The 20,077-nt window shown below is 73.0% G+C and carries 16 protein-coding genes; 11 read left to right on the plus strand and 5 right to left on the minus strand.

Translation table 11 applies throughout. The annotated features are described in order from the left end of the window. Positions 1-26 precede the first annotated feature (26 nt). Complete coding sequence (locus tag ACZ6KF_RS04210; protein ID WP_356637040.1) at positions 27-875, minus strand: glutamate ABC transporter substrate-binding protein; 849 nt, start codon at positions 873-875, stop codon at positions 27-29. Between the two features lie 86 nt (positions 876-961). Then, positions 962-1,738 carry an amino acid ABC transporter ATP-binding protein gene (locus tag ACZ6KF_RS04215; RefSeq protein WP_356637038.1) on the minus strand — a complete coding sequence of 259 codons (777 nt, stop codon included), beginning with the start codon at positions 1,736-1,738 and terminating at the stop codon, positions 962-964. Positions 1,739-2,025: 287 nt separating this feature from the next. On the opposite strand from ACZ6KF_RS04215, the gene ACZ6KF_RS04220 reads away from it, so the two are divergent. Beyond that, positions 2,026-2,712: a response regulator transcription factor gene (locus ACZ6KF_RS04220; RefSeq protein ID WP_356637036.1), complete on the plus strand. Its 687-nt coding sequence runs from the start codon at positions 2,026-2,028 to the stop codon at positions 2,710-2,712. A 9-nt stretch (positions 2,713-2,721) separates the two neighbouring features. Beyond that, on the plus strand, positions 2,722-4,128 hold the full coding sequence (locus ACZ6KF_RS04225) for a sensor histidine kinase (RefSeq protein ID WP_356637034.1): 1,407 nt from the start codon (positions 2,722-2,724) through the stop codon (positions 4,126-4,128). Here ACZ6KF_RS04225 and ACZ6KF_RS04230 read toward each other — a convergent pair. Together ACZ6KF_RS04230 and ACZ6KF_RS04235 are read right to left on the minus strand one after the other, a co-directional pair. Beyond that, a complete protein-coding gene (locus ACZ6KF_RS04230; protein WP_356637032.1) occupies positions 4,118-5,113 on the minus strand; it encodes a TAXI family TRAP transporter solute-binding subunit in 996 nt (331 codons plus the stop codon). The two genes, ACZ6KF_RS04225 and ACZ6KF_RS04230, sit on opposite strands and share 11 nt — an antisense overlap. Positions 5,114-5,187: 74 nt before the next feature. Further along, entirely contained in the window at positions 5,188-5,796 is a 609-nt protein-coding gene (locus ACZ6KF_RS04235; protein WP_356637030.1) for a TetR/AcrR family transcriptional regulator, read from the minus strand. A gap of 126 nt (positions 5,797-5,922) precedes the next feature. Here ACZ6KF_RS04235 and ACZ6KF_RS04240 point away from each other — a divergent pair, with 126 nt between their 5' ends. The 9 genes from ACZ6KF_RS04240 (at position 5,923) to hflX (ending at position 17,963) form a co-directional block, all read left to right on the plus strand. Next, entirely contained in the window at positions 5,923-6,690 is a 768-nt protein-coding gene (locus ACZ6KF_RS04240; RefSeq protein ID WP_469237215.1) for an SDR family oxidoreductase, read from the plus strand. A 48-nt stretch (positions 6,691-6,738) separates the two neighbouring features. Further along, positions 6,739-8,271: a tRNA (N6-isopentenyl adenosine(37)-C2)-methylthiotransferase MiaB gene (gene miaB, locus ACZ6KF_RS04245; RefSeq protein WP_356637026.1), complete on the plus strand. Its 1,533-nt coding sequence runs from the start codon at positions 6,739-6,741 to the stop codon at positions 8,269-8,271. A gap of 259 nt (positions 8,272-8,530) precedes the next feature. Then, positions 8,531-9,244 (plus strand): class III extradiol dioxygenase subunit B-like domain-containing protein, encoded by a 714-nt coding sequence (locus ACZ6KF_RS04250; RefSeq protein WP_356637024.1) that lies wholly within the window; start codon positions 8,531-8,533, stop codon positions 9,242-9,244. Positions 9,245-9,421: 177 nt separating this feature from the next. After that, entirely contained in the window at positions 9,422-10,360 is a 939-nt protein-coding gene (gene miaA, locus ACZ6KF_RS04255; RefSeq protein WP_469158362.1) for a tRNA (adenosine(37)-N6)-dimethylallyltransferase MiaA, read from the plus strand. A 108-nt stretch (positions 10,361-10,468) separates the two neighbouring features. Next, complete coding sequence (locus ACZ6KF_RS04260) at positions 10,469-10,972, plus strand: hypothetical protein (protein WP_356637049.1); 504 nt, start codon at positions 10,469-10,471, stop codon at positions 10,970-10,972. Between the two features lie 256 nt (positions 10,973-11,228). After that, positions 11,229-12,116: a diaminopimelate epimerase gene (gene dapF / locus ACZ6KF_RS04265; RefSeq protein WP_469237217.1), complete on the plus strand. Its 888-nt coding sequence runs from the start codon at positions 11,229-11,231 to the stop codon at positions 12,114-12,116. A gap of 229 nt (positions 12,117-12,345) precedes the next feature. Next, positions 12,346-14,616 carry a RelA/SpoT family protein gene (locus ACZ6KF_RS04270; protein WP_469237219.1) on the plus strand — a complete coding sequence of 757 codons (2,271 nt, stop codon included), beginning with the start codon at positions 12,346-12,348 and terminating at the stop codon, positions 14,614-14,616. A 202-nt stretch (positions 14,617-14,818) separates the two neighbouring features. Continuing rightward, complete coding sequence (locus tag ACZ6KF_RS04275) at positions 14,819-16,315, plus strand: M1 family metallopeptidase (protein ID WP_469237221.1); 1,497 nt, start codon at positions 14,819-14,821, stop codon at positions 16,313-16,315. 154 nt (positions 16,316-16,469) lie between these two features. Continuing rightward, positions 16,470-17,963, plus strand: coding sequence for a GTPase HflX (gene hflX / locus ACZ6KF_RS04280; protein WP_356637014.1), 1,494 nt, complete (start codon positions 16,470-16,472; stop codon positions 17,961-17,963). A gap of 87 nt (positions 17,964-18,050) precedes the next feature. On the opposite strand, the gene ACZ6KF_RS04285 is transcribed toward hflX, so the two are convergent. After that, the gene (locus ACZ6KF_RS04285; protein ID WP_356633117.1) at positions 18,051-19,274 is read right to left on the minus strand and encodes a trypsin-like serine peptidase; all 1,224 of its coding nucleotides are present in this window, start codon (positions 19,272-19,274) and stop codon (positions 18,051-18,053) included. Between the last annotated feature and the right edge of the window lie 803 nt (positions 19,275-20,077).

Below are 20,077 nucleotides of genomic sequence, written 5' to 3' on the forward strand. Positions count from 1 at the left end.
ACTGGGCGGTCGTGGAGTTCCCGGCGTTACTTGACGATCTCGCCGATCTTCGGGGCCGGCTCGTTCTTGTAGTTGGCCGGGCCGAAGTTGTCCTTGACCGCCGTGTCCCAGGCGCCGTCGCCGACCATCTTCTCCAGCGCGTCGTTGATCTTGTTGACGGTCTCGGTGTCGCCCTTCTTGACGCCGATGCCGTAGTTCTCGTTGCTCAGCTTCAGACCGGCGAGCTTGAACTGGCCCTTGTACTGCTCCTGCGCCGCGAAGCCCGCGAGGATCGAGTCGTCGGTGGTCACCGCGTCGACGGCGCCGCTCTGGAGGCCGGCGATGCACTCCGAGTAGGTGCCGACCTGCTTCAGCTGGGCCTCGGGGGCGATGGTGTCCTTGACGTTCTGCGCGGAGGTCGAGCCGGTGACCGAGCAGAGCTTCTTGCCGTTGAGGTCCGTGCCCTTGGCGATGTCCGAGTCCGCCTTGACCAGCAGGTCCTGGTGGGCCAGCAGGTACGGGCCGGCGAAGTCGACCTTCTGCTTGCGCTCGTCGTTGATCGAGTAGGTGGCCGCGATGAACTTCACGTCGCCGCGGGCCAGCGCGTTCTCACGGTCGGCGCTCTTGGTCTCGACCCACTCGATCTGGTCGGCCTCGTAGCCCAGCTCCTTGGCCACGTAGGTGGCCACGTCCACGTCGAAGCCGGAGAAGGAACCGTCGGGCTCCTTCAGGCCGAGACCGGGCTGGTCGTACTTGATGCCGATCTTGATCTTGTCGCCGCCGCCGGAACCCGAGCCGGTCTCCTCGCTGTCGCCGTCGTCGCCGCCACAGGCGGTCGCGGTGAGGGACAGAACCAGCGCGGCGGCCGCCGCGGCGGTGACCTTGCGGAGCTTCATGGTGAACATCCTTTGCGTGGTGAAAGGGGACGCGGGCCGTCCAGTGCGGGTGACGCGGTACCGCCGCGGGGGAGCGGCGGGCGCGGTCAGTGGTGCAGGATCTTCGACAGGAAGTCCTTGGCTCGGTCGCTGCGCGGATTGCTGAAGAACTGGTCCGGCACAGCCTCCTCGACGATGCGGCCGTCAGCCATGAACACCACCCGGTTGGCGGCCGAGCGGGCGAAGCCCATCTCATGGGTGACGACGATCATGGTCATGCCGTCGCGGGCGAGCTGCTGCATGACCTCCAGGACCTCGTTGATCATCTCCGGGTCCAGGGCGGAGGTCGGCTCGTCGAAGAGCATGACCTTCGGGTCCATGGCCAGAGCCCGGGCGATGGCGACGCGCTGCTGCTGTCCGCCGGAGAGCTGAGCGGGGTACTTGTCGGCCTGCGAGGCCACGCCGACCCGGTCGAGCAGGGCGCGCGCCTTCTCCTCGGCCTGCTTCTTGTCGGCCCTGCGGACCTTGACCTGGCCGAGCATCACGTTCTCGAGCACGGTCTTGTGCGCGAAGAGGTTGAAGGACTGGAACACCATGCCCACGTCGGCGCGCAGCCGGGCCAGCGCCTTGCCCTCGGCGGGCAGCGGCTTGCCGTCGATCGTGATGGACCCGGAGTCGATCGTCTCCAGGCGGTTGATCGTGCGGCACAAGGTGGACTTGCCGGACCCGGAGGGCCCGATGACCACGACGACCTCGCCGCGGGCGATCGTGAGATCGATGTCCTGCAGCACGTGCAACGCGCCGAAGTGCTTGTTGACGTTCTTCAGGACGACCAGTTCGCCGGTCGCGGCCGAGTCTTGCTTGGCCACCGATACTTCGGTCATCGCTATCGGACTCCGTCCTCCTCGCGGTTTCGGAGGACAGTAATAACCCTACGCGACCTGCGTCATTACATCTGAGGGGAATCTGAGCATCACGATCCGATAGCAATCGGACACCTGTCGTAGCAGGGGTGACCGGTGGGAGTATCGGCCGAGTAACTTCGAGGCGCTCGCAACCGGAATGTCCTTGACGCCGTCCCCCTCCATCGGCGTGACTGCCCTGGTGCACGCGCGCGTGCACGACTTCTACCCGAGGGAACCGTACGGCCGGTGAAGCGAAGGGGGCCGGGATGAGACTGCTCCTCGTCGAGGACGACAACCACGTGGCCGCCGCGCTGTCGGCGATCCTGGTGCGGCACGGGTTCGAGGTCACCCACGCCCGCAGCGGCGAGGAGGCCCTCCAGGCGCTCGTCCCGGAGGGCGCCGGCTTCGGCGTCGTCCTGCTCGACCTGGGCCTTCCCGACCAGGACGGCTACGAGGTGTGCGGCAAGATCCGCAAGCGCACCAGCACCCCGGTGATCATGGTCACCGCGCGGTCCGACGTGCGCTCCCGCATCCACGGCCTCAACCTCGGGGCCGACGACTACGTGGTCAAGCCGTACGACACCGGTGAACTGCTCGCCCGCATCCACGCCGTCAGCCGGCGCAGCGTCCCGGAGGAGGCCGCCGGCGCGGGCGACGGAGCGCTGTGCCTCGGTCCCGTGCGCATCGACCTGCCCACCCGCCAGGTGAGCGTGGACGGTACGGCCGTCCAGCTGACCCGCAAGGAGTTCGACCTGCTCGCCCTGCTCGCGCAGCGGCCCGGCGTCGTCTTCCGCCGGGAGCAGATCATCAGCGAGGTGTGGCGCACCAGCTGGGAGGGGACCGGCCGCACCCTGGAGGTGCACGTGGCGTCCCTGCGCGCCAAGCTGCGGATGCCGGCGCTCATCGAGACCGTACGCGGCGTGGGCTACCGGCTCGTCGCCCCCGGCGCGTAGCGGGGCAGGGTGCGCACACGTCTTCTGCCGCTGCTCATCGTCCTGATGGCGGCCGTGCTGCTGGCGCTCGGCATCCCCCTCGCGGTCAGCGTGGCCGCCGCCCAGCAGCAGAAGGTGGTCGTCGACCGGATCGACGACACGGCGTTCTTCGCGGCCCTCGCCCAGTTCGTCACCGCCCCGGCCGGCGGCTCGCGGCAGACCGCGCCCGATCCGCGCCAGGTGACGCTCAGCCGGGAACTGCAGGACTACTACGACGTCTACGGCATTCGGGCGGGCGTCTTCTACGCCGACAAGTCCCCCATGGCCCATGCGCCGCAGCACTGGTTCCTCCCTCAGACGGGCGAGGTGCGCGAGGCTTTCGACGAGGCGCTGCTCAGCCGTCGCAGTGACGATCCCGAGCAGGTGTGGCCATGGCAGCGGGGCCGACTGGTGGTGGCCTCGCCGGTCATCCGCGACGGCGACGTGGTGGCCGTGGTGGTCACCGACTCGCCCACCGGGCCGATGCGGTCGCGGATCCTCCAGGGCTGGCTGGTGATCGCCGCGGGCGAGACGGCCGCGATGCTGCTGGCCGTCGGCGCCGCGCTGCGGCTGACCGGCTGGGTGCTGCGGCCGGTGCGGGTGCTGGACGCCACCACGCACGACATCGCCACCGGCCGGCTCAAGTCGCGGGTCGCCGTGGCCGGCGGGCCGCCGGAACTGCGACGGCTCGCCCGGTCGTTCAACGAGATGGCGGACAACGTCGAGGACGTCCTGGAGCAGCAGCGCGCCTTCGTCGCCGACGCCTCGCACCAGCTGCGCAACCCGCTCGCCGCGCTGCTGCTGCGCATCGAGCTGCTCGCGATGGAGCTGCCCGAGGGCAACCAGGAGATCGCCTCCGTGCAGGCCGAGGGCAAGCGGCTGGCGCGGGTGCTGGACGACCTGCTCGACCTGGCGCTGGCCGAGCACGCCGAGGCGGACCTCCGGCTCACCGACATCGGCGCGCTGGCCGCCGAGCGGGTCGCCGCCTGGGCGCCCACCGCCGAGGCCAAGGGCGTGACGCTGGTCGGCGCCTGCCCGCCCACCACCGCCTGGGCCGACCCCGTCACGCTGTCCAGCGCACTGGACGCGGTGATCGACAACGCGGTGAAGTTCACGCCCGCGGGCGAGCGGGTCGAGGTGACCGTGGCGTCCAACGGCGACACCTCGACCGTCGTGGTCGCCGACCGGGGCCCCGGTCTGACCGACGAGGAGCTGGGCCGGATCGGCGACCGCTTCTGGCGCAGCGGACGCCACCAGAACGTCAAGGGATCGGGCCTCGGCCTGTCCATCACCCGCGCCCTGCTCGCGGCGGCCGGCGGCTCCATCCGCTACGAGCACCACGAGCCGCACGGGCTGAAGGTGACGGTGCGGGTGCCGAGGAACAGCCCTACGGCTTGACCGAGCGGTAGTAGCGCCGGGCGCCGGCGTGCAGCGGGAGCGGGTCGGTGTAGATCGCCGTGCGCAGATCGACGAGCTGGGCGGAGTGCACGGTGTCGCCGATGCCGTCCCGGCTCTTGATCACGGTCCGGGTCAGCCACTCGGTCAGCTCCGGGTCCACGTCCGCGCGGGTGATGAGCACGTTGGACACCGCCATCGTGGGCACCGTGCCGGTCTGCCCGGTCTCGTAGGCCGACTCCGGCATGTTGGTGGCCCGGTAGTAGTGGGCGCCGCCGCCCTGGCCGTGCAGCCGGGCCACGAACTCGGCGTCGATCGGCACGAACCGGAAGTCGAACGCCCCGGCCAGCTCCGACAGACCGTCCGTCGGCAGCCCCCCGGACCAGAAGAAGGCGTCGATCTCGCCCCGCTTCAGCCGGCCCGGCCCGGTGTCGATGCCGTCGGACAGCGGGGTGATGTCGCGCCGCGCGTCGATGTCCTCGGTCCTGAGCACCCGCGTGGCGATCAGCCGCACGCCCGAGTGGGTCGGCCCTATGGCGACCCGTTTGCCGCGCAGATCGGCGACGGACTGGATGTCCGAGTCGCGCGGGACGACGATGTGCACGTAGTCGTCGTAGAGGCGGGCGACCCCGCGCAGATCCCCGGCGCCGGGCCCGTTGTCCATCGCGTACGTCTCCACCGCGTCGGCCGCGGCGATGGTGAAGTCGGCCTCGCCGGTCGCCACCCGGGCCACGTTCTCCTGCGAGCCGTCGCTGTTCTTCAGCCGCACCTCCAGCTCCGGCATGTCCTTGGCCAGCTCGGCGCGCAGCAGGACGCCGTACTTCTGGTAGACGCCGCGCGGGGTGCCGGTGCTGAAGGTGATCGTCCCGCTCGGCGGCTTCTCGCCCAGCGGCAGCAGCCACCACAGCAGCAGCCCGAGAACGACGACCCCGGCCGCCGCGACCCGCAGGGCCCGGCCCGTGACGGGAGAACGGAAGACCTTGGACATGGGCGCGATCCTGCCAGCCGGCGCACGGTGCTGACCAGGGCGGCGAGTCTGCCCGGGCCGAGAGACGAGTGCGCCTAGGCCGAGGTCGCGGGCCACGCCGTCATGGCGTGCTCCGCCACCCGGAGCAGCTCCTCGGTGCTCGCGCCGTCGCGGGCCTGCTGCGACATGCCCTGCATCACGGCGGCGAAGTACACGGCCAGGGCGCGGGTGTCCGTGCCCGGTGGCAGCGAGCCGCCGTCCACGGCCTGGTCGAGGCGCTGCCGGAGGAGGGCGACGTTCGCCTCCCGGCGCTTGCGCAGGTCCGTTTCGACGTCGGCGCTCTGCGGGGAGCAGGTGGCCGCCGCGCTGATCACCAGGCAGCCCCCGGGGTGCCGCGGGTCGGTGTAGGAGACGGCCGCCTCCCGGAGCATGCGGGCGAAGCCCGAGCGCGGATCGTCCGCCGCGTCGAGCGCCCGGCGCAGGAACGCGCCGAACGTGTCGCCGTAGTGGTCGACGACCTCCGCGAAGAGCGTGCGCTTGTCGCCGAAGGCGGCGTAGAGGCTCGGCGGCGAGATGCCCATGGCCGCGGTCAGGTCCGCGATGGACGTGCCCTCGTAGCCGTGCCGCCAGAACAGCAGCGTCGCCCGGGCCAGGGCGGTGTCCCGGTCGAAGCTCCGCGGGCGGCCGCGCCTCGTCGTCGTCACGGCCGAATTTTACAACGATCGCTATTGAATTCGGGGCGCGGGACGTGTTTGTGTGGTGACCGCTGTTTGTGTAGTGATCACTATGAATTCGGCAGCCCCTGTTCGGGTCTGTTCGGGAGGGACGTCATGGGTACGTTGTCGGGCAAGAAGGCACTGGTCACGGGCGGCGCCCGGGGAATCGGGAGGGCCGTCGCCGAGCGGCTCGGACAGGAGGGGGCGCTGGTGGCCGTGCACTACGGGCGCGACGCGGCGGCCGCCGAGGAGACGGTCGCCGCCGTCCGCGCGCGGGGCGGCGCGGCGTTCGCGCTGCAGGCGCGGCTGGGCGTCCCCGGCGACGTGGAAACCCTGTGGGAGGGCTACGACCGCGAGGTCCTGGAACACGCCGACGGCGCCGGCCTCGACATCCTGGTCAACAACGCGGGCATCTCACCGCGCGGCGAGATCGAGCAGACCACCCCGGAGATGTTCGACGAGGTCGTCGCGGTCAACATGCGCGCGCCGTTCTTCCTCGTGCAGCAGGGGCTCAAGCGGCTGCGCGACGGCGGCCGGATCGTCAACGTCTCCTCCGGGGCGACCCGGGTCGCGCTCACCGACATCATCGCCTACGCCATGACCAAGGGGGCCGTCGACACGTTCACCCGCACCCTCGCCAAGGCGCTGGGACCCCGCGGCATCACGGTCAACGCGGTCGCGCCCGGCATCGTCGACACCGACATGAACGCGTCCTGGCTCCGCGGGAACGAGGCGGCGCAGAGGTCGGCGGCCGAGCTGTCCGCCCTCGGCCGGGTGGGGCGACCGCAGGACGTCGCCGACGTGGTCGCGTTCCTCGCCTCCGACGACGCGCGCTGGGTGACCGGGCAGGTGGTCGACGCGACGGGCGGGGCCATGCTGTGACGGCCGCCTCCGGACCGGGGCCCGGCGGCGCGCCCTTACTCTTGAACCATGACCAGCAGCAGTGACCGGGCCGGAGCGGTGGACGAAGTGGGCGTTACCCGAAGCTACGAGATCCGCACCTACGGGTGCCAGATGAACGTCCACGACTCCGAACGACTGGCCGGGCTGCTGGAGGACGCCGGTTACGTCCGCGCCCCCGAAGGGGCCGACGGCGAGGCCGACGTCGTCGTCTTCAACACCTGCGCCGTCCGGGAGAACGCCGACAACCGGCTGTACGGCAACCTCGGCCACCTCGCCCCGAAGAAGGCCCGGCGCCCCGGCATGCAGATCGCGGTCGGCGGCTGCCTGGCCCAGAAGGACCGCGACACCATCGTGAAGAAGGCGCCCTGGGTGGACGTCGTCTTCGGCACGCACAACATCGGCAAGCTGCCCGTCCTCCTGGAGCGCGCCCGCGTCCAGGAGGAGGCGCAGGTCGAGATCGCCGAGTCGCTGGAGGCGTTCCCCTCCACCCTGCCGACCCGGCGGGAGAGCGCCTACGCGGCCTGGGTGTCCATCTCCGTCGGCTGCAACAACACCTGCACCTTCTGCATCGTCCCCGCCCTGCGCGGCAAGGAGAAGGACCGCCGGCCCGGCGACATCCTCGCCGAGGTCGAGGCCCTGGTGGGCGAGGGCGTCAGCGAGATCACCCTGCTCGGCCAGAACGTCAACGCGTACGGCTCCGACATCGGCGACCGCGAGGCGTTCAGCAAGCTGCTGCGGGCCTGCGGGCGGATCGAGGGCCTGGAGCGGGTCCGCTTCACCTCGCCCCACCCGCGCGACTTCACCGACGACGTCATCGCCGCGATGGCCGAGACGCCGAACGTCATGCCGCAGCTCCACATGCCCCTGCAGTCCGGATCGGACACGGTCCTGAAGGCGATGCGCCGCTCCTACCGGCAGGAGCGCTACCTCGGCATCATCGAGAAGGTGCGCGCCGCCATCCCGCACGCCGCGATCACCACCGACATCATCGTGGGCTTCCCCGGCGAGACCGAGGAGGACTTCGAGCAGACCCTGCACGTCGTCCGCGAGGCCCGCTTCGCGCAGGCGTTCACCTTCCAGTACTCCAAGCGCCCCGGCACCCCGGCCGCCACCATGGACGGCCAGATCCCGAAGGAGGTCGTCCAGGCGCGGTACGAGCGCCTCGTCGCCCTCCAGGAGGAGATCTCCTGGGACGAGAACAAGAAGCAGGTCGGCCGCACCCTGGAGCTGATGGTCGCCGAGGGCGAGGGCCGCAAGGACGGCGCCACCCACCGCCTCTCCGGCCGCGCCCCCGACAACCGCCTGGTCCACTTCACCAAGCCGGACCAGGAGGTGCGCCCCGGCGACGTGGTCACTGTCGAGGTCACCTACGCCGCCCCGCACCACCTCCTCGCCGAGGGCCCGGTCCTCGACGTCCGCCGCACGCGCGCGGGCGACGCCTGGGAGAAGCGCAACGCCGCCGAGCAGGCCAAGCCGGCGGGGGTCCTCCTGGGCCTGCCGAAGGTGGGCGCCCCGGCTCCTGTGCCGGTCGCCACGGGCGGCGGCTGCGGCTGCGACTGACGCGCGGGCCGGTTGCCGGACGGGCGGGCTGCCGGGCGGACGGGCGGGTGCCGGGCGGTGCGCTGCGGGGCGCCCGTGGTCCGTTCGCTCCCGGCCCGGTCCGGTGCGGGTGACAGGCCGAGTGCCGGTCCCGCCTGTCGGAGGGTGACACGCCGAGCCCCGGTCCGGCCTGTGGCGGCGGGACACGTCCGGGCTCGGTCCGGCCCGGCGCAGGGGTGACATGCCGACGGCGCCGCCCCGCGGCGATACGCTGCCGATCATGCTTGTCTCCGCCGCAGTCTGTCCCTGCCCGCCGCTCCTCGTGCCCGCCGTCGCCGCGGGGGCCGCGCACGAACTGGACGCCACGCGGGCGGCCTGCACCGACGCGCTCGGCGTGCTCGCCGCCTCCCGTCCCGACGCGCTGGTGGTCGTCGGACCCGCCGAAGGGGCGGGCACGCGCGCGTACCCCGAGGGCACGCCCGGTTCCTTCCGGGGATTCGGCGTCGGCGTCGACGTACGGCTGGGGCGGCCCGACGCGGGGGAGGCGGCCGGCCCGCTGCCGCCCTCGCTCGCCGTCGCCGCGTGGCTGCTGGGGCGGACGGGGTGGGCCGATGCCCCCGTTGAAGGTCTGGCCGTCGGCGAGGAACTCGACGCCGAGGCGTGCGCGCGCGTCGGACGGGACGCCGCCGCGCGGGCCGGGCGGGTGGCGATGCTGGTGATGGGCGACGGCAGCGCCTGCCGCACCGTCAAGGCGCCGGGCTACCTCGACGCGCGCGCCGAGCCCTTCGACGCCGGCGTCGCGCGGGCGCTCGGGACGGCCGACGTCGCGGCGCTCAAGGCGCTGGACGCCGGGCTCGCGCGGCAGCTCAAGGCGGCCGGGCGGGCGCCCTGGCAGGTGCTCGCCGGCGCGGCGGAGGGCGCGGGGCTGTCCGGGGCGCTGCTGTCCGAGGAGGCGCCGTACGGGGTGGGGTACTTGGTCGCGGCCTGGTCGTAGCGGCGTCTTGGCGTGATGGTGCGGTCGTGGCGACTCGCGACGGCGTGACGTGGCGTCTCGCCGTCGCTCAGGTGGCCGGCGGCGGCGTCGGACCGGAGGCGCCGGGTGTGCCGGAGCGTCGGATGCGCCGCCGGGTGCGCCGGGATCGCCGCCCGCCGAGTTTGCGAGACTGGTCGGGTGAGCAGCGCATCCCCCGCACCCCGCGTCATCGCCGTCGTCGGACCGACCGCGGCCGGAAAGTCCGATCTGGGCGTCCACCTCGCCCAGCAGCTCGGCGGGGAGGTCGTCAACGCCGACTCCATGCAGCTCTACCGGGGGATGGACGTCGGCACCGCCAAGCTCACCCCCGAGGAACGCGGCGGCGTCCCCCACCACCTGCTGGACGTCTGGGACGTCACGGTCACCGCGTCCGTCGCCGAGTACCAGCGGCTCGCCCGCGCGCGGATCGACGCCCTGCTCGCCGAAGGCCGCTGGCCGATCCTGGTCGGCGGCTCCGGCCTGTACGTGCGCGGGGCCGTCGACAACCTCGAGTTCCCCGGCACCGACCCCGAGGTCAGGGCCCGCCTGGAGGAGGAGCTGGCCCTGCGCGGCCCCGGCGCCCTGCACGCCCGCCTCGCCGCCGCGGACCCCGAGGCCGCTCGGGCGATCCTGCCCGGCAACGGACGCCGTATCGTCCGGGCGCTGGAAGTGATCGAGATCACCGGCATGCCGTTCACCGCCAACCTCCCCGGCCACGACTCCGTCTACGACACCCTGCAGATCGGCGTCGACGTCGCCCGCCCGGAGCTGGACGAGCGCATCGCGCGCCGCGTGGACCGGATGTGGGAGGCCGGCCTCGTCGAGGAGGTGCGCGCACTCGAGGCGCAGGGGCTGCGCGAGGGGCGCACGGCGTCACGCGCCCTCGGCTACCAGCAGGTCCTCGCCGCGCTGGCCGGCGAGTGCACCCTGGACGAGGCCCGTGCCGAGACCGTGCGCGCCACCAAGCGCTTCGCGCGCCGTCAGGATTCGTGGTTCAGGCGCGACCCGCGGGTGCACTGGCTCAGTGGGGCCGCGGCGGACCGTGCGGAACTTCCGCGGCTCGCCCTGACGTTGGTCGAACGACCGGTTACAGCCTGATCACGTCATGGCATCGGGACGCACTGGCCGCCGTCCGGGCAACCGGCGGCGTGCCATCATCGAGCTTCGATCGACCAAGTGGAGTCCAAGTCAGGAGGGCGCGTGGCGATGGAGGCCGGCCCTCGCGACACCGCACAAGGCACCGAGCCCGCCACCACGGACAGTGGCGAACCGGAACGCGACGACGACCGTCTGAGCCCCGACGGCCCGGACGAGACGCCGGACGGCGTGACCGCCGACGGTCCCGAGCCCGACGAGGTCTACGTCGGCGGCCCCGAGGTCGAGGTCGAGCTGCGCCCGCAGCGCCGGCTGCGGCTGTGGCAGCTCGCCCCCATCGTCGGCCTGGCCGCGCTGGGCTCCCTGATGTTCGCCTTCCCGCTCGCCTTCGACTTCGGCGACAGCGGGGCCGTGATCGCCATGCTGGGGCTGCTGATCTGCTCCTGCGCGGCCGGCTGGGGCCTGATGGCCGCCCGCAAGGTCGGCGCCACCTGGCCGGGCCTGCCGCAGCGCGGATCGGGCCGGCGGCCGGACTGGCGGGTCGTGCTGGCCTACGTGGTGATCGTGGCCGCGGTCGTCGTGCTCGCCGTGTGGCGCGTGGCGCGGCTGCGCTGAGGCCCGCCGGGCGGGATCGTGGGGCGTTGAGCCGCCGGCCGGCCACAGAGCGGGAGAGCCGACGCACCGGCCGACCACGGGCCGGGGGCGCTGACCCACCGGCCGACCGCGGACCGCTGGGCGCTGATCCGCCGGGGCGGGGCTGCGGGGCGCCGCCCACCGCCGACCCCCGCCGACCGCAGACCGCCGGGTGCCGATCCGCCTGACCCGGGGCGCTGGTTTCGGCGCTGTCGGCGCCGCCCCTTACGATCGGGGGATGAGCACGCGGATCGCCTTCCTCAAGGGCCACGGCACCGAGAACGACTTCGTGATCGTCCCGGATCCGGAGAACGCCGTCGACCTGCCCCCGGCCGCGGTCGCCGCCCTGTGCGACCGGCGCGCGGGCATCGGCGGCGACGGCCTGCTGCACGTCGTGCGGTCCGCCGCGCACCCGGAGGCCCGGGAGATGGCCGCCGAGGCCGAATGGTTTATGGACTACCGCAACGCCGACGGCTCGATCGCCGAGATGTGCGGCAACGGCGTGCGCGTCTTCGCCCGCTACCTCCAGCGCGCCGGGCACACCACCGGGGGAGACCTCGCCGTCGCCACACGCGCCGGCGTGAAGACCGTGCACATCGCCAAGGACGGCGCCGGCGCAGTTGACGGCGACATCACCGTCGGCATGGGCCGCGCCCTGTTCCCGGAGGGCGACGTCACGGTCGCCGTGGGGGAGCGCAGCTGGCCCGCGCGCAACGTCAACATGGGCAACCCGCACGCCGTCGCCTTCGTCGAGGACCTCGCCGAGGCCGGCGATCTGCTGTCGCCGCCGCCGTTCAGCCCGGCCGCCGCCTACCCGGACGGAGTGAACGTCGAGTTCGTCGTGGACCGCGGCCCCGGGCACGTCGCGATGCGGGTGCACGAGCGCGGCTCCGGCGAAACCCGCTCCTGCGGCACGGGCGCCTGCGCCGTCGCCGTGGCCGCCGCCCGCCGCGACGGCGCCGACCCGGCGGTCACCGGCGTCCCGACGACGTACACCGTCGACCTCCCCGGCGGCCGGCTGGTGATCACCGAACGGCCCGACGGGGAGGTCGAGATGACCGGTCCCGCCGTGATCGTCGCCGAGGGGGAGATCGACGCCGACTGGCTGCGCGCCGCGGCCCGCTGACGGCCCGACAGGGCGTCGGCGCCCCCGCAGGGCATGCAGTATTCGGCCGTAAACGTCGAAATCGTCGCTCGATTGGGTGATCCGTTTCACGCTCGGCGAGAGGCGGCCGATCGCGCGTGATGGGGTCGGTAGCATCAAGCACCGGCGTGGACGGGGGAGATGTCGCCGTCCCTGAGCCGTGTCCGCCATGGGGCACCCCGTCCGCCGGTCCACGCAGCCGGAGGTGTCCATGAATGCGGAGGCCACGAACCCCCCGAGTCCGGGCGTCGTGACGGCCCCGGTCGCCGGAGCCGTCACGGAGCCCGCCGCCGGGACCGCGCCGGGCCGGGCGACGCCCGCGATGCCCCGCAGGAGATCGCTGCCGCGGATCGACCTGCGCCGCCTCGGCCGCGCCGCCCTCCTGGGTCCCGCCGCCCGCGACCGGCTCCCCGACGCCATCGGCCACGTCGTGGACGCCCACCGCGCCCACCACCCCGACGCCGACATCGAACCCCTGCGCCGCGCCTACGTCCTGGCCGAGTCCTCGCACCGCGGCCAGATGCGCAAGAGCGGCGAGCCGTACATCACCCACCCCCTCGCCGTCACCCTGATCCTCGCCGAACTCGGCGCGGAGACCACCACGTTGACGGCCTCCCTGCTGCACGACACCGTCGAGGACACGGATGTGACCCTCGACCAGGTGCGGGAGCAGTTCGGCGAGGAAGTGCGCTACCTGGTGGACGGCGTCACCAAGCTGGAGAAGGTCGACTACGGCGCCGCCGCCGAGCCCGAGACGTTCCGCAAGATGCTCGTCGCCACCGGCAACGACGTCCGCGTGATGTCGATCAAACTCGCCGACCGGCTGCACAACATGCGCACCCTCGGCGTGATGCGCCCCGAGAAACAGGTCCGCATCGCCAAGGTCACCCGCGACGTCCTCATCCCGCTCGCCGAACGGCTCGGCGTCCAGGCCCTCAAGACCGAGCTGGAGGACCTGGTGTTCGCCATCCTCCACCCCGAGGAGTACGAGCAGACAAGGGAGTTGATCGTCGAGAACGCCTCCCGCCCCGACGACCCGCTCGCCGAGATGGCCGAGGAGATGCGCGGCGTGCTGCGCGAGGCCGACATCCAGGCCGAAGTCCTCATCCGGCCACGGCACTTCGTCTCCCTGCACCGCGTCTCCCGCAAACGCGGCCGGCTGCGCGGCGCCGACTTCGGGCGGCTGCTGGTCCTGGTCAACGAGGACGCCGACTGTTACGGCGTCCTCGGCGAACTCCACACCTGTATGACGCCCGTCGTCTCGGAGTTCAAGGACTTCATCGCCGTCCCCAAGTTCAACCTGTACCAGTCGCTGCACACGGCCGTCGCCCGCGAGGACGGCCAGGTCGGCGAAGTCCTCATCCGCACCCACCAGATGCACAAGGTCGCCGAGGCCGGCGTCATCGCCCTCGGCAACCCCTACGCGTCGCCCCCCGAGGAGCAGTCCCCGGCCGACGGCGAACGCGTCGACCCCACCCGGCCCGGCTGGCTCTCCCGCCTTCTCGACTGGCAGCGCGCCGCGCCCGACCCCGACACCTTCTGGTCGACGCTGCGCGAGGACCTCGCCCAGGACCGCGAGATCACCGTCTTCCGCCCCGACGGCGGCACCCTCGGCCTGCCCGACGGCGCCACCTGCGTGGACGCCGCGTACGCGCAGTACGGCGAGGACGCGCACGCCTGCATCGGCGCCCGCGTCAACGGGCGACTGGCGACGCTGAGCACCGTCCTGCGGGACGGCGACACCGTGCAGCTGCTCATGGGCCAGGACCCCGCCTCCGAGCCCTCCAAGCAGTGGCTGGGGCACGCGCACACCCCGGCCGCCCGCATCGCCATTCAGCGGTGGCTCGCCGCCCATGCGACGGCGTCCGGGGACGACGACGGAAAGCCCGGCCCGGCCCCTGGCGAGGCCCGGGCCGACGAGGCGCCCCCGCGCTTCCTCCCCGACGGCCCCGGCGCCCGCCCCGCGCCCGCCCGCGCGCCCTCGGACCGCCCCGCCCGCACCGCCGACGCCCTGGTCCTCGACCGGCCCGGCGCGAGCGCCCGCCTCGCCGGCTGCTGCACCCCCGTACCGCGCGACGTGGTCACCGGCTTCCTCGTCCGCGGCGGAGTGGTCGCCGTGCACCGCCTCTGGTGCGCCGCCGTCGCGCGGATGAAGGCCGCGGGGCGCACGGAGGTCGGCGTCCGCTGGAACGACGGCGCCGCCGAGACCGCCGGGTGCCGCGTCACGCTCGTCGCCGAATCGTTCGGCCGCCCGCATCTGCTCGCCGATCTCACCGAGGCGATCGCCCTGGAGGGCGCCGAGATCGTCTCGGCCACCGTGGAGCCGCCCAGCCGGCAGGGCGTCCGGCACACGTACACCCTCCAGCTCACGGACGCCACCGCGCTGCCCGCCCTGATGCGCGCCATGCGCAAAGTCCCGGGCGTCTACGACGTGGGCCGCTACGACCTGGGTCGCGCCCAGGAACGCGGGGCGGCGCGGTGACGGACGCGCCGAGCACCGCGGCGACTGCCGCGCCGGACCCCACGGTGACGGCCGTACCGGGCGCCGCGGCGACCGCGGCATCGGCCGCCACGCCGACACCCGCACCGCACGCCACGGCGACGGCGTAACGCGCCCCACCCCGTTCGGGTGGGACCCAGGCGGGACACGCACCGCTGCCCGGCCCGCGCGGTAGCGGTGATGCATGCCGCTCACCTCCACCGACCGGGGCGCCCGGCCCCGTACCACGCCCGCCAACGCCCCGCGGCGGATCAGGCCCGCCCTGCTCGCCACCGCGGTCTGCGCCGCCTGCGCCTGCCTGGTCGCCGCGAGCGCCCCGCCGGCCCCGCTCGGCGTCGGAGACCGCCTCTTCCCGCACCTCGGGAACCCGGGATACGACGTGACGTCGTACGACCTCTCCCTCATCTACCCGGGCCGCAACGACAAGCCCCTGCGCGCGGTCACCGTGATCGACGCCCGGACGACCGCCCGGCTCGACCGCCTCAACCTCGACTTCGCGCGCGGCCGGGTCCACTCGGTCGAGGTCGACGGCGAGCCGGCCGCGCACGCCGCGGCGGGCGAGGACCTCGTGGTGACCCCGCGGGAGCCGCTGGACGCCGGAGAGCGGGTGCGGATCACCGTCGCCCACACCAGCGACCCCCTGCCCGGCAAGGGCCCCGAGGGCGGCTGGCTGCGCACCGCCGACGGCCTCGCCCTGGCCAACCAGGCCGACGCCGCCCACCTGGTCTTCCCCTGCAACGACCACCCCTCGGACAAGGCCCTGTTCACCGTCCGCGTCACCGCCCCCGAGGGCCACACCGCCGTCGCCGGCGGCGTACGGACCGACGTCGACCGCGACGGCGCCAGCACCACCTGGACGTACCGCACCCTGCACCCGATGGCCACCGAACTCGCCCAGATCTCCATCGGCCGCTCCACCGTGCTGCGCCGCACCGGCCCGCACGGACTGCCCGTCCGCGACGTCGTCCCCACCCGCCACCGGGCCGCGCTCGAACTGTGGCTGCGGAAGACCCCCGGCCAGATCGCGTGGATGGAGAGCAAGGCCGGGCCCTACCCCTTCGAGACCTACGGCGTCCTGGTCGCCGACGCCGCCACCGGCTTCGCCCTGGAGACCCAGACGCTCTCCCTCTTCGAGCGGGGACTGTTCACCGATCCGGCCTACCCCGCGTGGTACGTCGACTCGATCATGGTCCATGAGCTGGCCCACCAGTGGTTCGGCAACAGCGTCAGCCCGCACCGCTGGTCCGACGTGTGGCTGAACGAGGCCCACGCCACCTGGTACGAGGCCCTGTACGCCGAGGAGAAGTCGGGCCGCACGGTCGAGGCGCGGATGAAGACCGCGTACGCCGCCTCCGACCGCTGGCGCGCCGCCGGCGGACCGCCCGCCGCGCCCAAGGCGCCCGAGCCCGGCAACCGCCTCGGCATCTTCCGGCCCAACGTCTACGACGGCGCCGCCCTCATCCTCTACGCCCTGCGCCAGGAGATCGGCCGCCCGGCCTTCGACCGGCTGCAGCGGGCCTGGGCGAGCCGCCACCGGGACGCCACCGCCACCACCGCCGACTTCGTCGCCCTCGCCTCCGAGACCGCCGGACGCGACCTGTCCCGGTTCCTGGAGGGGTGGCTGTACGGCGAGAAGACCCCGCCGATGCCGGGTCACCCGGACTGGAGGACCGGCGGGTGAATAAGGCGGTGACGAGACGGGGCGTGCCGTGCGACCATCGTCGGGTCGGCGGCGCGGTCCGCCACCGGGACACGGCACGGGTCACGGGGAATGTCCCGGGGTACTCGTACGTTGTACCCGACACCCCCTTCCAGCACATCGACGTAAGGATCCAATGACCTCCTCTTCTTCCTTTTCCCAGGACACCAAGCGCTTCGCGCACGACTACCCCGACGGTCTTCGGGCCGATGCCCTGATGGAAGAGGACGTCGCCTGGAGCCACGAGATCGACGGTGAGCGGGACGGCGACCAGCTCGACCGCTCCGAGCGCGCGGCTCTGCGCCGCGTCGCGGGCCTCTCCACCGAGCTCGAGGACGTCACCGAGGTCGAGTACCGGCAGCTCCGTCTGGAGCGGGTCGTCCTCGTCGGCGTCTGGACCACGGGGACCGTGCAGGACGCCGAGAACTCCCTCGCGGAGCTGGCCGCCCTCGCGGAGACCGCAGGCGCGCTCGTGCTCGACGGCGTGATCCAGCGCCGCGACAAGCCCGACGCCGCCACCTACATCGGCTCCGGCAAGGCCGAGGAACTGCGCGACATCGTGCTCGAGACGGGCGCCGACACCGTCATCTGCGACGGTGAGCTGAGCCCCGGCCAGCTGATCCACCTCGAGGACGTCGTCAAGGTCAAGGTCATCGACCGCACCGCCCTGATCCTCGACATCTTCGCCCAGCACGCCAAGTCCCGTGAGGGCAAGGCGCAGGTCGCGCTCGCGCAGATGCAGTACATGCTGCCGAGGCTGCGGGGCTGGGGTCAGTCGCTGTCCCGTCAGATGGGCGGCGGCAAGGGCGGCGGGCTGGCCACCCGCGGTCCCGGTGAGACCAAGATCGAGACGGACCGGCGCCGGATCCGCGAGAAGATGGCGAAGATGCGCCGGGAGATCGCGGAGATGAAGACCGGGCGCGACGTCAAGCGCCAGGAGCGCCGCCGCCACAAGGTGCCCTCGGTCGCCATCGCCGGATACACCAACGCCGGAAAGTCGTCGCTGCTCAACCGCCTCACCGGCGCCGGCGTCCTGGTCGAGAACGCCCTGTTCGCGACCCTGGACCCGACCGTCCGCCGGGCCGAGACGCCGAGCGGCCGGCTCTACACGCTGGCCGACACCGTCGGCTTCGTCCGCCATCTGCCGCACCACCTGGTCGAGGCGTTCCGCTCCACGATGGAGGAGGTCGGCGAGTCCGACCTGATCCTGCACGTGGTCGACGGTTCGCACCCGGTCCCGGAGGAGCAGCTGGCCGCCGTGCGCGAGGTGATCAGGGACGTCGGCGCCACCGACGTCCCCGAGATCGTCGTGATCAACAAGGCCGACGCGGCCGACCCGCTGGTGCTCCAGCGGCTGCTGCGGATCGAGAAGCGGTCCATCGCCGTCTCGGCCCGTACCGGCCAGGGCATCGCCGAACTGCTCGCGCTGATCGACGACGAGCTGCCGCGTCCGTCCGTGGAGATCGAGGCGCTCGTGCCGTACACGCACGGCAAGCTGGTGGCCCGCGCCCACGACGAGGGCGAGGTGCTGTCCGAGGAGCACACCGCGGAGGGCACGCTGCTCAAGGTGCGGGTGCACGAGGAGCTCGCGGCGGAACTGACGCCGTACATCCCGGCGCCGGCCGCCTAGGCGGCGCCGCACACGCCGGTCGCCGTGCATGCGGAAGGGCCCGCCCCCGATCGGGGGCGGGCCCTTCCGCATGCCACCGTCGGCCGGTCACTGCCCGGCGAACTTGCCGCTCACCGCGTCGAACACGCCCTTGGCCTCCTCGCCGAGGCGCGGACCGGCCAGCCAGCCGCCGGTCACCGGGCCGATCGAGGTGTTGGACACCAGCGCCGGCTTGCCGTCCGAGCCCGTGGCGACCCAGCCGCCGCCGGAGGAACCGCCGGTCATCGTGCAGCCGATGCGGTACATCGTCGGGTCCGACGCCTTCAGCGACAGCCGTCCCGGCTTGTCCTGGCACTGGTACATCGTCTGCCCGTCGTACGGCGCCGCCGCCGGGTAGCCCGTCGCGGTCACGCTGTCCGTCTCGGCGGCGGACGGCGCGGCGAAGTCCACCGGCAGGGCCGAACCGACCGTCTCCTCCAGCGACTTGCCGCCGCTGCCCTCCTCCGGCGTCACATGCAGCACGGCGAAGTCGTACGCGGCGCCGTCGCCGCCCGTCGCGCCGCCCTGCTCGATCCACTGGTCGGAGGTCTGCACCCAGTCGCCCCACCAGACGCCGTGCGGAGCGACCTGCTCCTTGGCCGCGCTCTGCAGCTGCTCGGCCGTCATGCCCGAGTCGTTGTACGACGGCACGAACGCGATGTTGCGGTACCAGCCGCCGCTCTTGCCGGCGTGCACGCAATGGCCCGCCGTCCACACCAGGTTGGACTTGCCCGGGTTGGCGGGGTCGGCCACGACCGTCGCCGAGCAGACCATCGTCCCGCCCGGAGCGTCGAAGAAAACCTTGCCCGCCTCGGGGACGTTGGCGTGGTACGAGGCCGGAACGGGCTGCGCCTCCACCGGCTGCGGCTCCGGGTCGGTCACGCCCTGGTCACCGGAGATGTCGCCCTCGTCGACCTCCTGCTCCGGCTCCTCGGCCTCGCGCATCCGGTCCGGGTCCCAGAGGTCCTCGATGATCGGGTTGACGAAGTCCTCGGCCTCGCGCAGCCAGTCCTGCCGGTCCCAGTCCTTCCAGGCGCCGTCCCGCCACTTGTCCAGGTCGATCCCGTGTTCCTTGAGGCGGTCCTTCAGGTCGTCGGGGATCGATATCTTGCCGTCGCCCCCCGCCACCGAGGAGGCCGACGCCTGGGCGTCCGCCTCGGAGCCGCCCGAGTCGCACGCCGTGGCGGTGAGCGCGAGCACGGAGGCCAGCGCAACGGCGCCCAGCACGGGGGAGGTTCTGCGGCGCGCGCCCCTCTCGCGGCGAGCGGTGAACGACGGCCGTGTGGATCGCATGGTGCTTCTCCCCCTGATGTGGACGAACTGATGTGGACTGATAGGCGCGGCAGTTGAGATCCCGGACCGAACCCATGGGGCTCCGGCCGGAACACACGGCCGTCCGGGAACGGCACCTCACACTATGCGCTCGCTGTGGGGGACTTCCGACGGAACGGCAACGGTTCGGATACAAGCCGTCTGACCTGGCGGTCCGTGCGGCGGACGGCCGGAATCCCGGCCGGGATCACGGTCGGGACCTCGGCCGGGGATCTTGTCCTCACCCGTAACCCGGCGGGCGGACGGCTGTTGTAGCGGTGGGGCCCGGGGCCGCGCTCCCGTGCCCGGGCGGCGTGAGCGACCGGCGCACGGCCCCCGCAGCGCGAGGACGGGAGCCGTGACGTGACCGAGGGGACGCTCCGTCGCCGACCGGCGCCCGCACCGGCCCCACGGACGCGTGCGGTCTGCGACGCCGGACCTTCGGGGTGGGGCCATCGGCGCCCGGCCGTACGAGACGCGGTCCCCGAAGTCCCGGACATCCGCGCGTGCTCGCGCGTGCCCGACCGGGTGACGCCGGGCGAGGGCGGCTCCCGCGCGGGGCGGCTGCCGAGGTTGCCGGCGCGAGGGGTCGCCGGGTGCGCGCGTGCGCGTCGGGGGAGCGGGGGAGCCGGCTGCGGTGGTCGCCGTCGTAGGCGGTGGATGCCGTCGTCGTCCAGCGCGGCGACCGCGTACCGGACCGCCCCGCCGACAGTTCCGACCTGCGGCGCGGCAGCCGGTCCGACGCGTCTGCCGCGGCGACCGGTCCACAGATGCCGGTGCGGCCG

This window comes from Streptomyces sp. NPDC046379 (genome assembly GCF_055587785.1).

What these genes read in the sequence shown, in the direction of transcription:
- ACZ6KF_RS04210 (WP_356637040.1), bottom strand. Translation starts at nt 875, where the DNA reads ATGAAGCTCCGCAAGGTCACCGCCGCGGCGGCCGCCGCGCTGGTTCTG.
- ACZ6KF_RS04215 (WP_356637038.1), bottom strand. Translation starts at nt 1,738, where the DNA reads ATGACCGAAGTATCGGTGGCCAAGCAAGACTCGGCCGCGACCGGCGAA.
- ACZ6KF_RS04220 (WP_356637036.1), top strand. Translation starts at nt 2,026, where the DNA reads ATGAGACTGCTCCTCGTCGAGGACGACAACCACGTGGCCGCCGCGCTG.
- ACZ6KF_RS04230 (WP_356637032.1), bottom strand. Translation starts at nt 5,113, where the DNA reads ATGTCCAAGGTCTTCCGTTCTCCCGTCACGGGCCGGGCCCTGCGGGTC.
- ACZ6KF_RS04240 (WP_469237215.1), top strand. Translation starts at nt 5,923, where the DNA reads ATGGGTACGTTGTCGGGCAAGAAGGCACTGGTCACGGGCGGCGCCCGG.
- miaB (WP_356637026.1), top strand. Translation starts at nt 6,739, where the DNA reads ATGACCAGCAGCAGTGACCGGGCCGGAGCGGTGGACGAAGTGGGCGTT.
- ACZ6KF_RS04250 (WP_356637024.1), top strand. Translation starts at nt 8,531, where the DNA reads ATGCTTGTCTCCGCCGCAGTCTGTCCCTGCCCGCCGCTCCTCGTGCCC.
- ACZ6KF_RS04260 (WP_356637049.1), top strand. Translation starts at nt 10,469, where the DNA reads ATGGAGGCCGGCCCTCGCGACACCGCACAAGGCACCGAGCCCGCCACC.
- dapF (WP_469237217.1), top strand. Translation starts at nt 11,229, where the DNA reads ATGAGCACGCGGATCGCCTTCCTCAAGGGCCACGGCACCGAGAACGAC.
- ACZ6KF_RS04270 (WP_469237219.1), top strand. Translation starts at nt 12,346, where the DNA reads ATGAATGCGGAGGCCACGAACCCCCCGAGTCCGGGCGTCGTGACGGCC.
- ACZ6KF_RS04275 (WP_469237221.1), top strand. Translation starts at nt 14,819, where the DNA reads ATGCCGCTCACCTCCACCGACCGGGGCGCCCGGCCCCGTACCACGCCC.
- hflX (WP_356637014.1), top strand. Translation starts at nt 16,470, where the DNA reads ATGACCTCCTCTTCTTCCTTTTCCCAGGACACCAAGCGCTTCGCGCAC.
- ACZ6KF_RS04285 (WP_356633117.1), bottom strand. Translation starts at nt 19,274, where the DNA reads ATGCGATCCACACGGCCGTCGTTCACCGCTCGCCGCGAGAGGGGCGCG.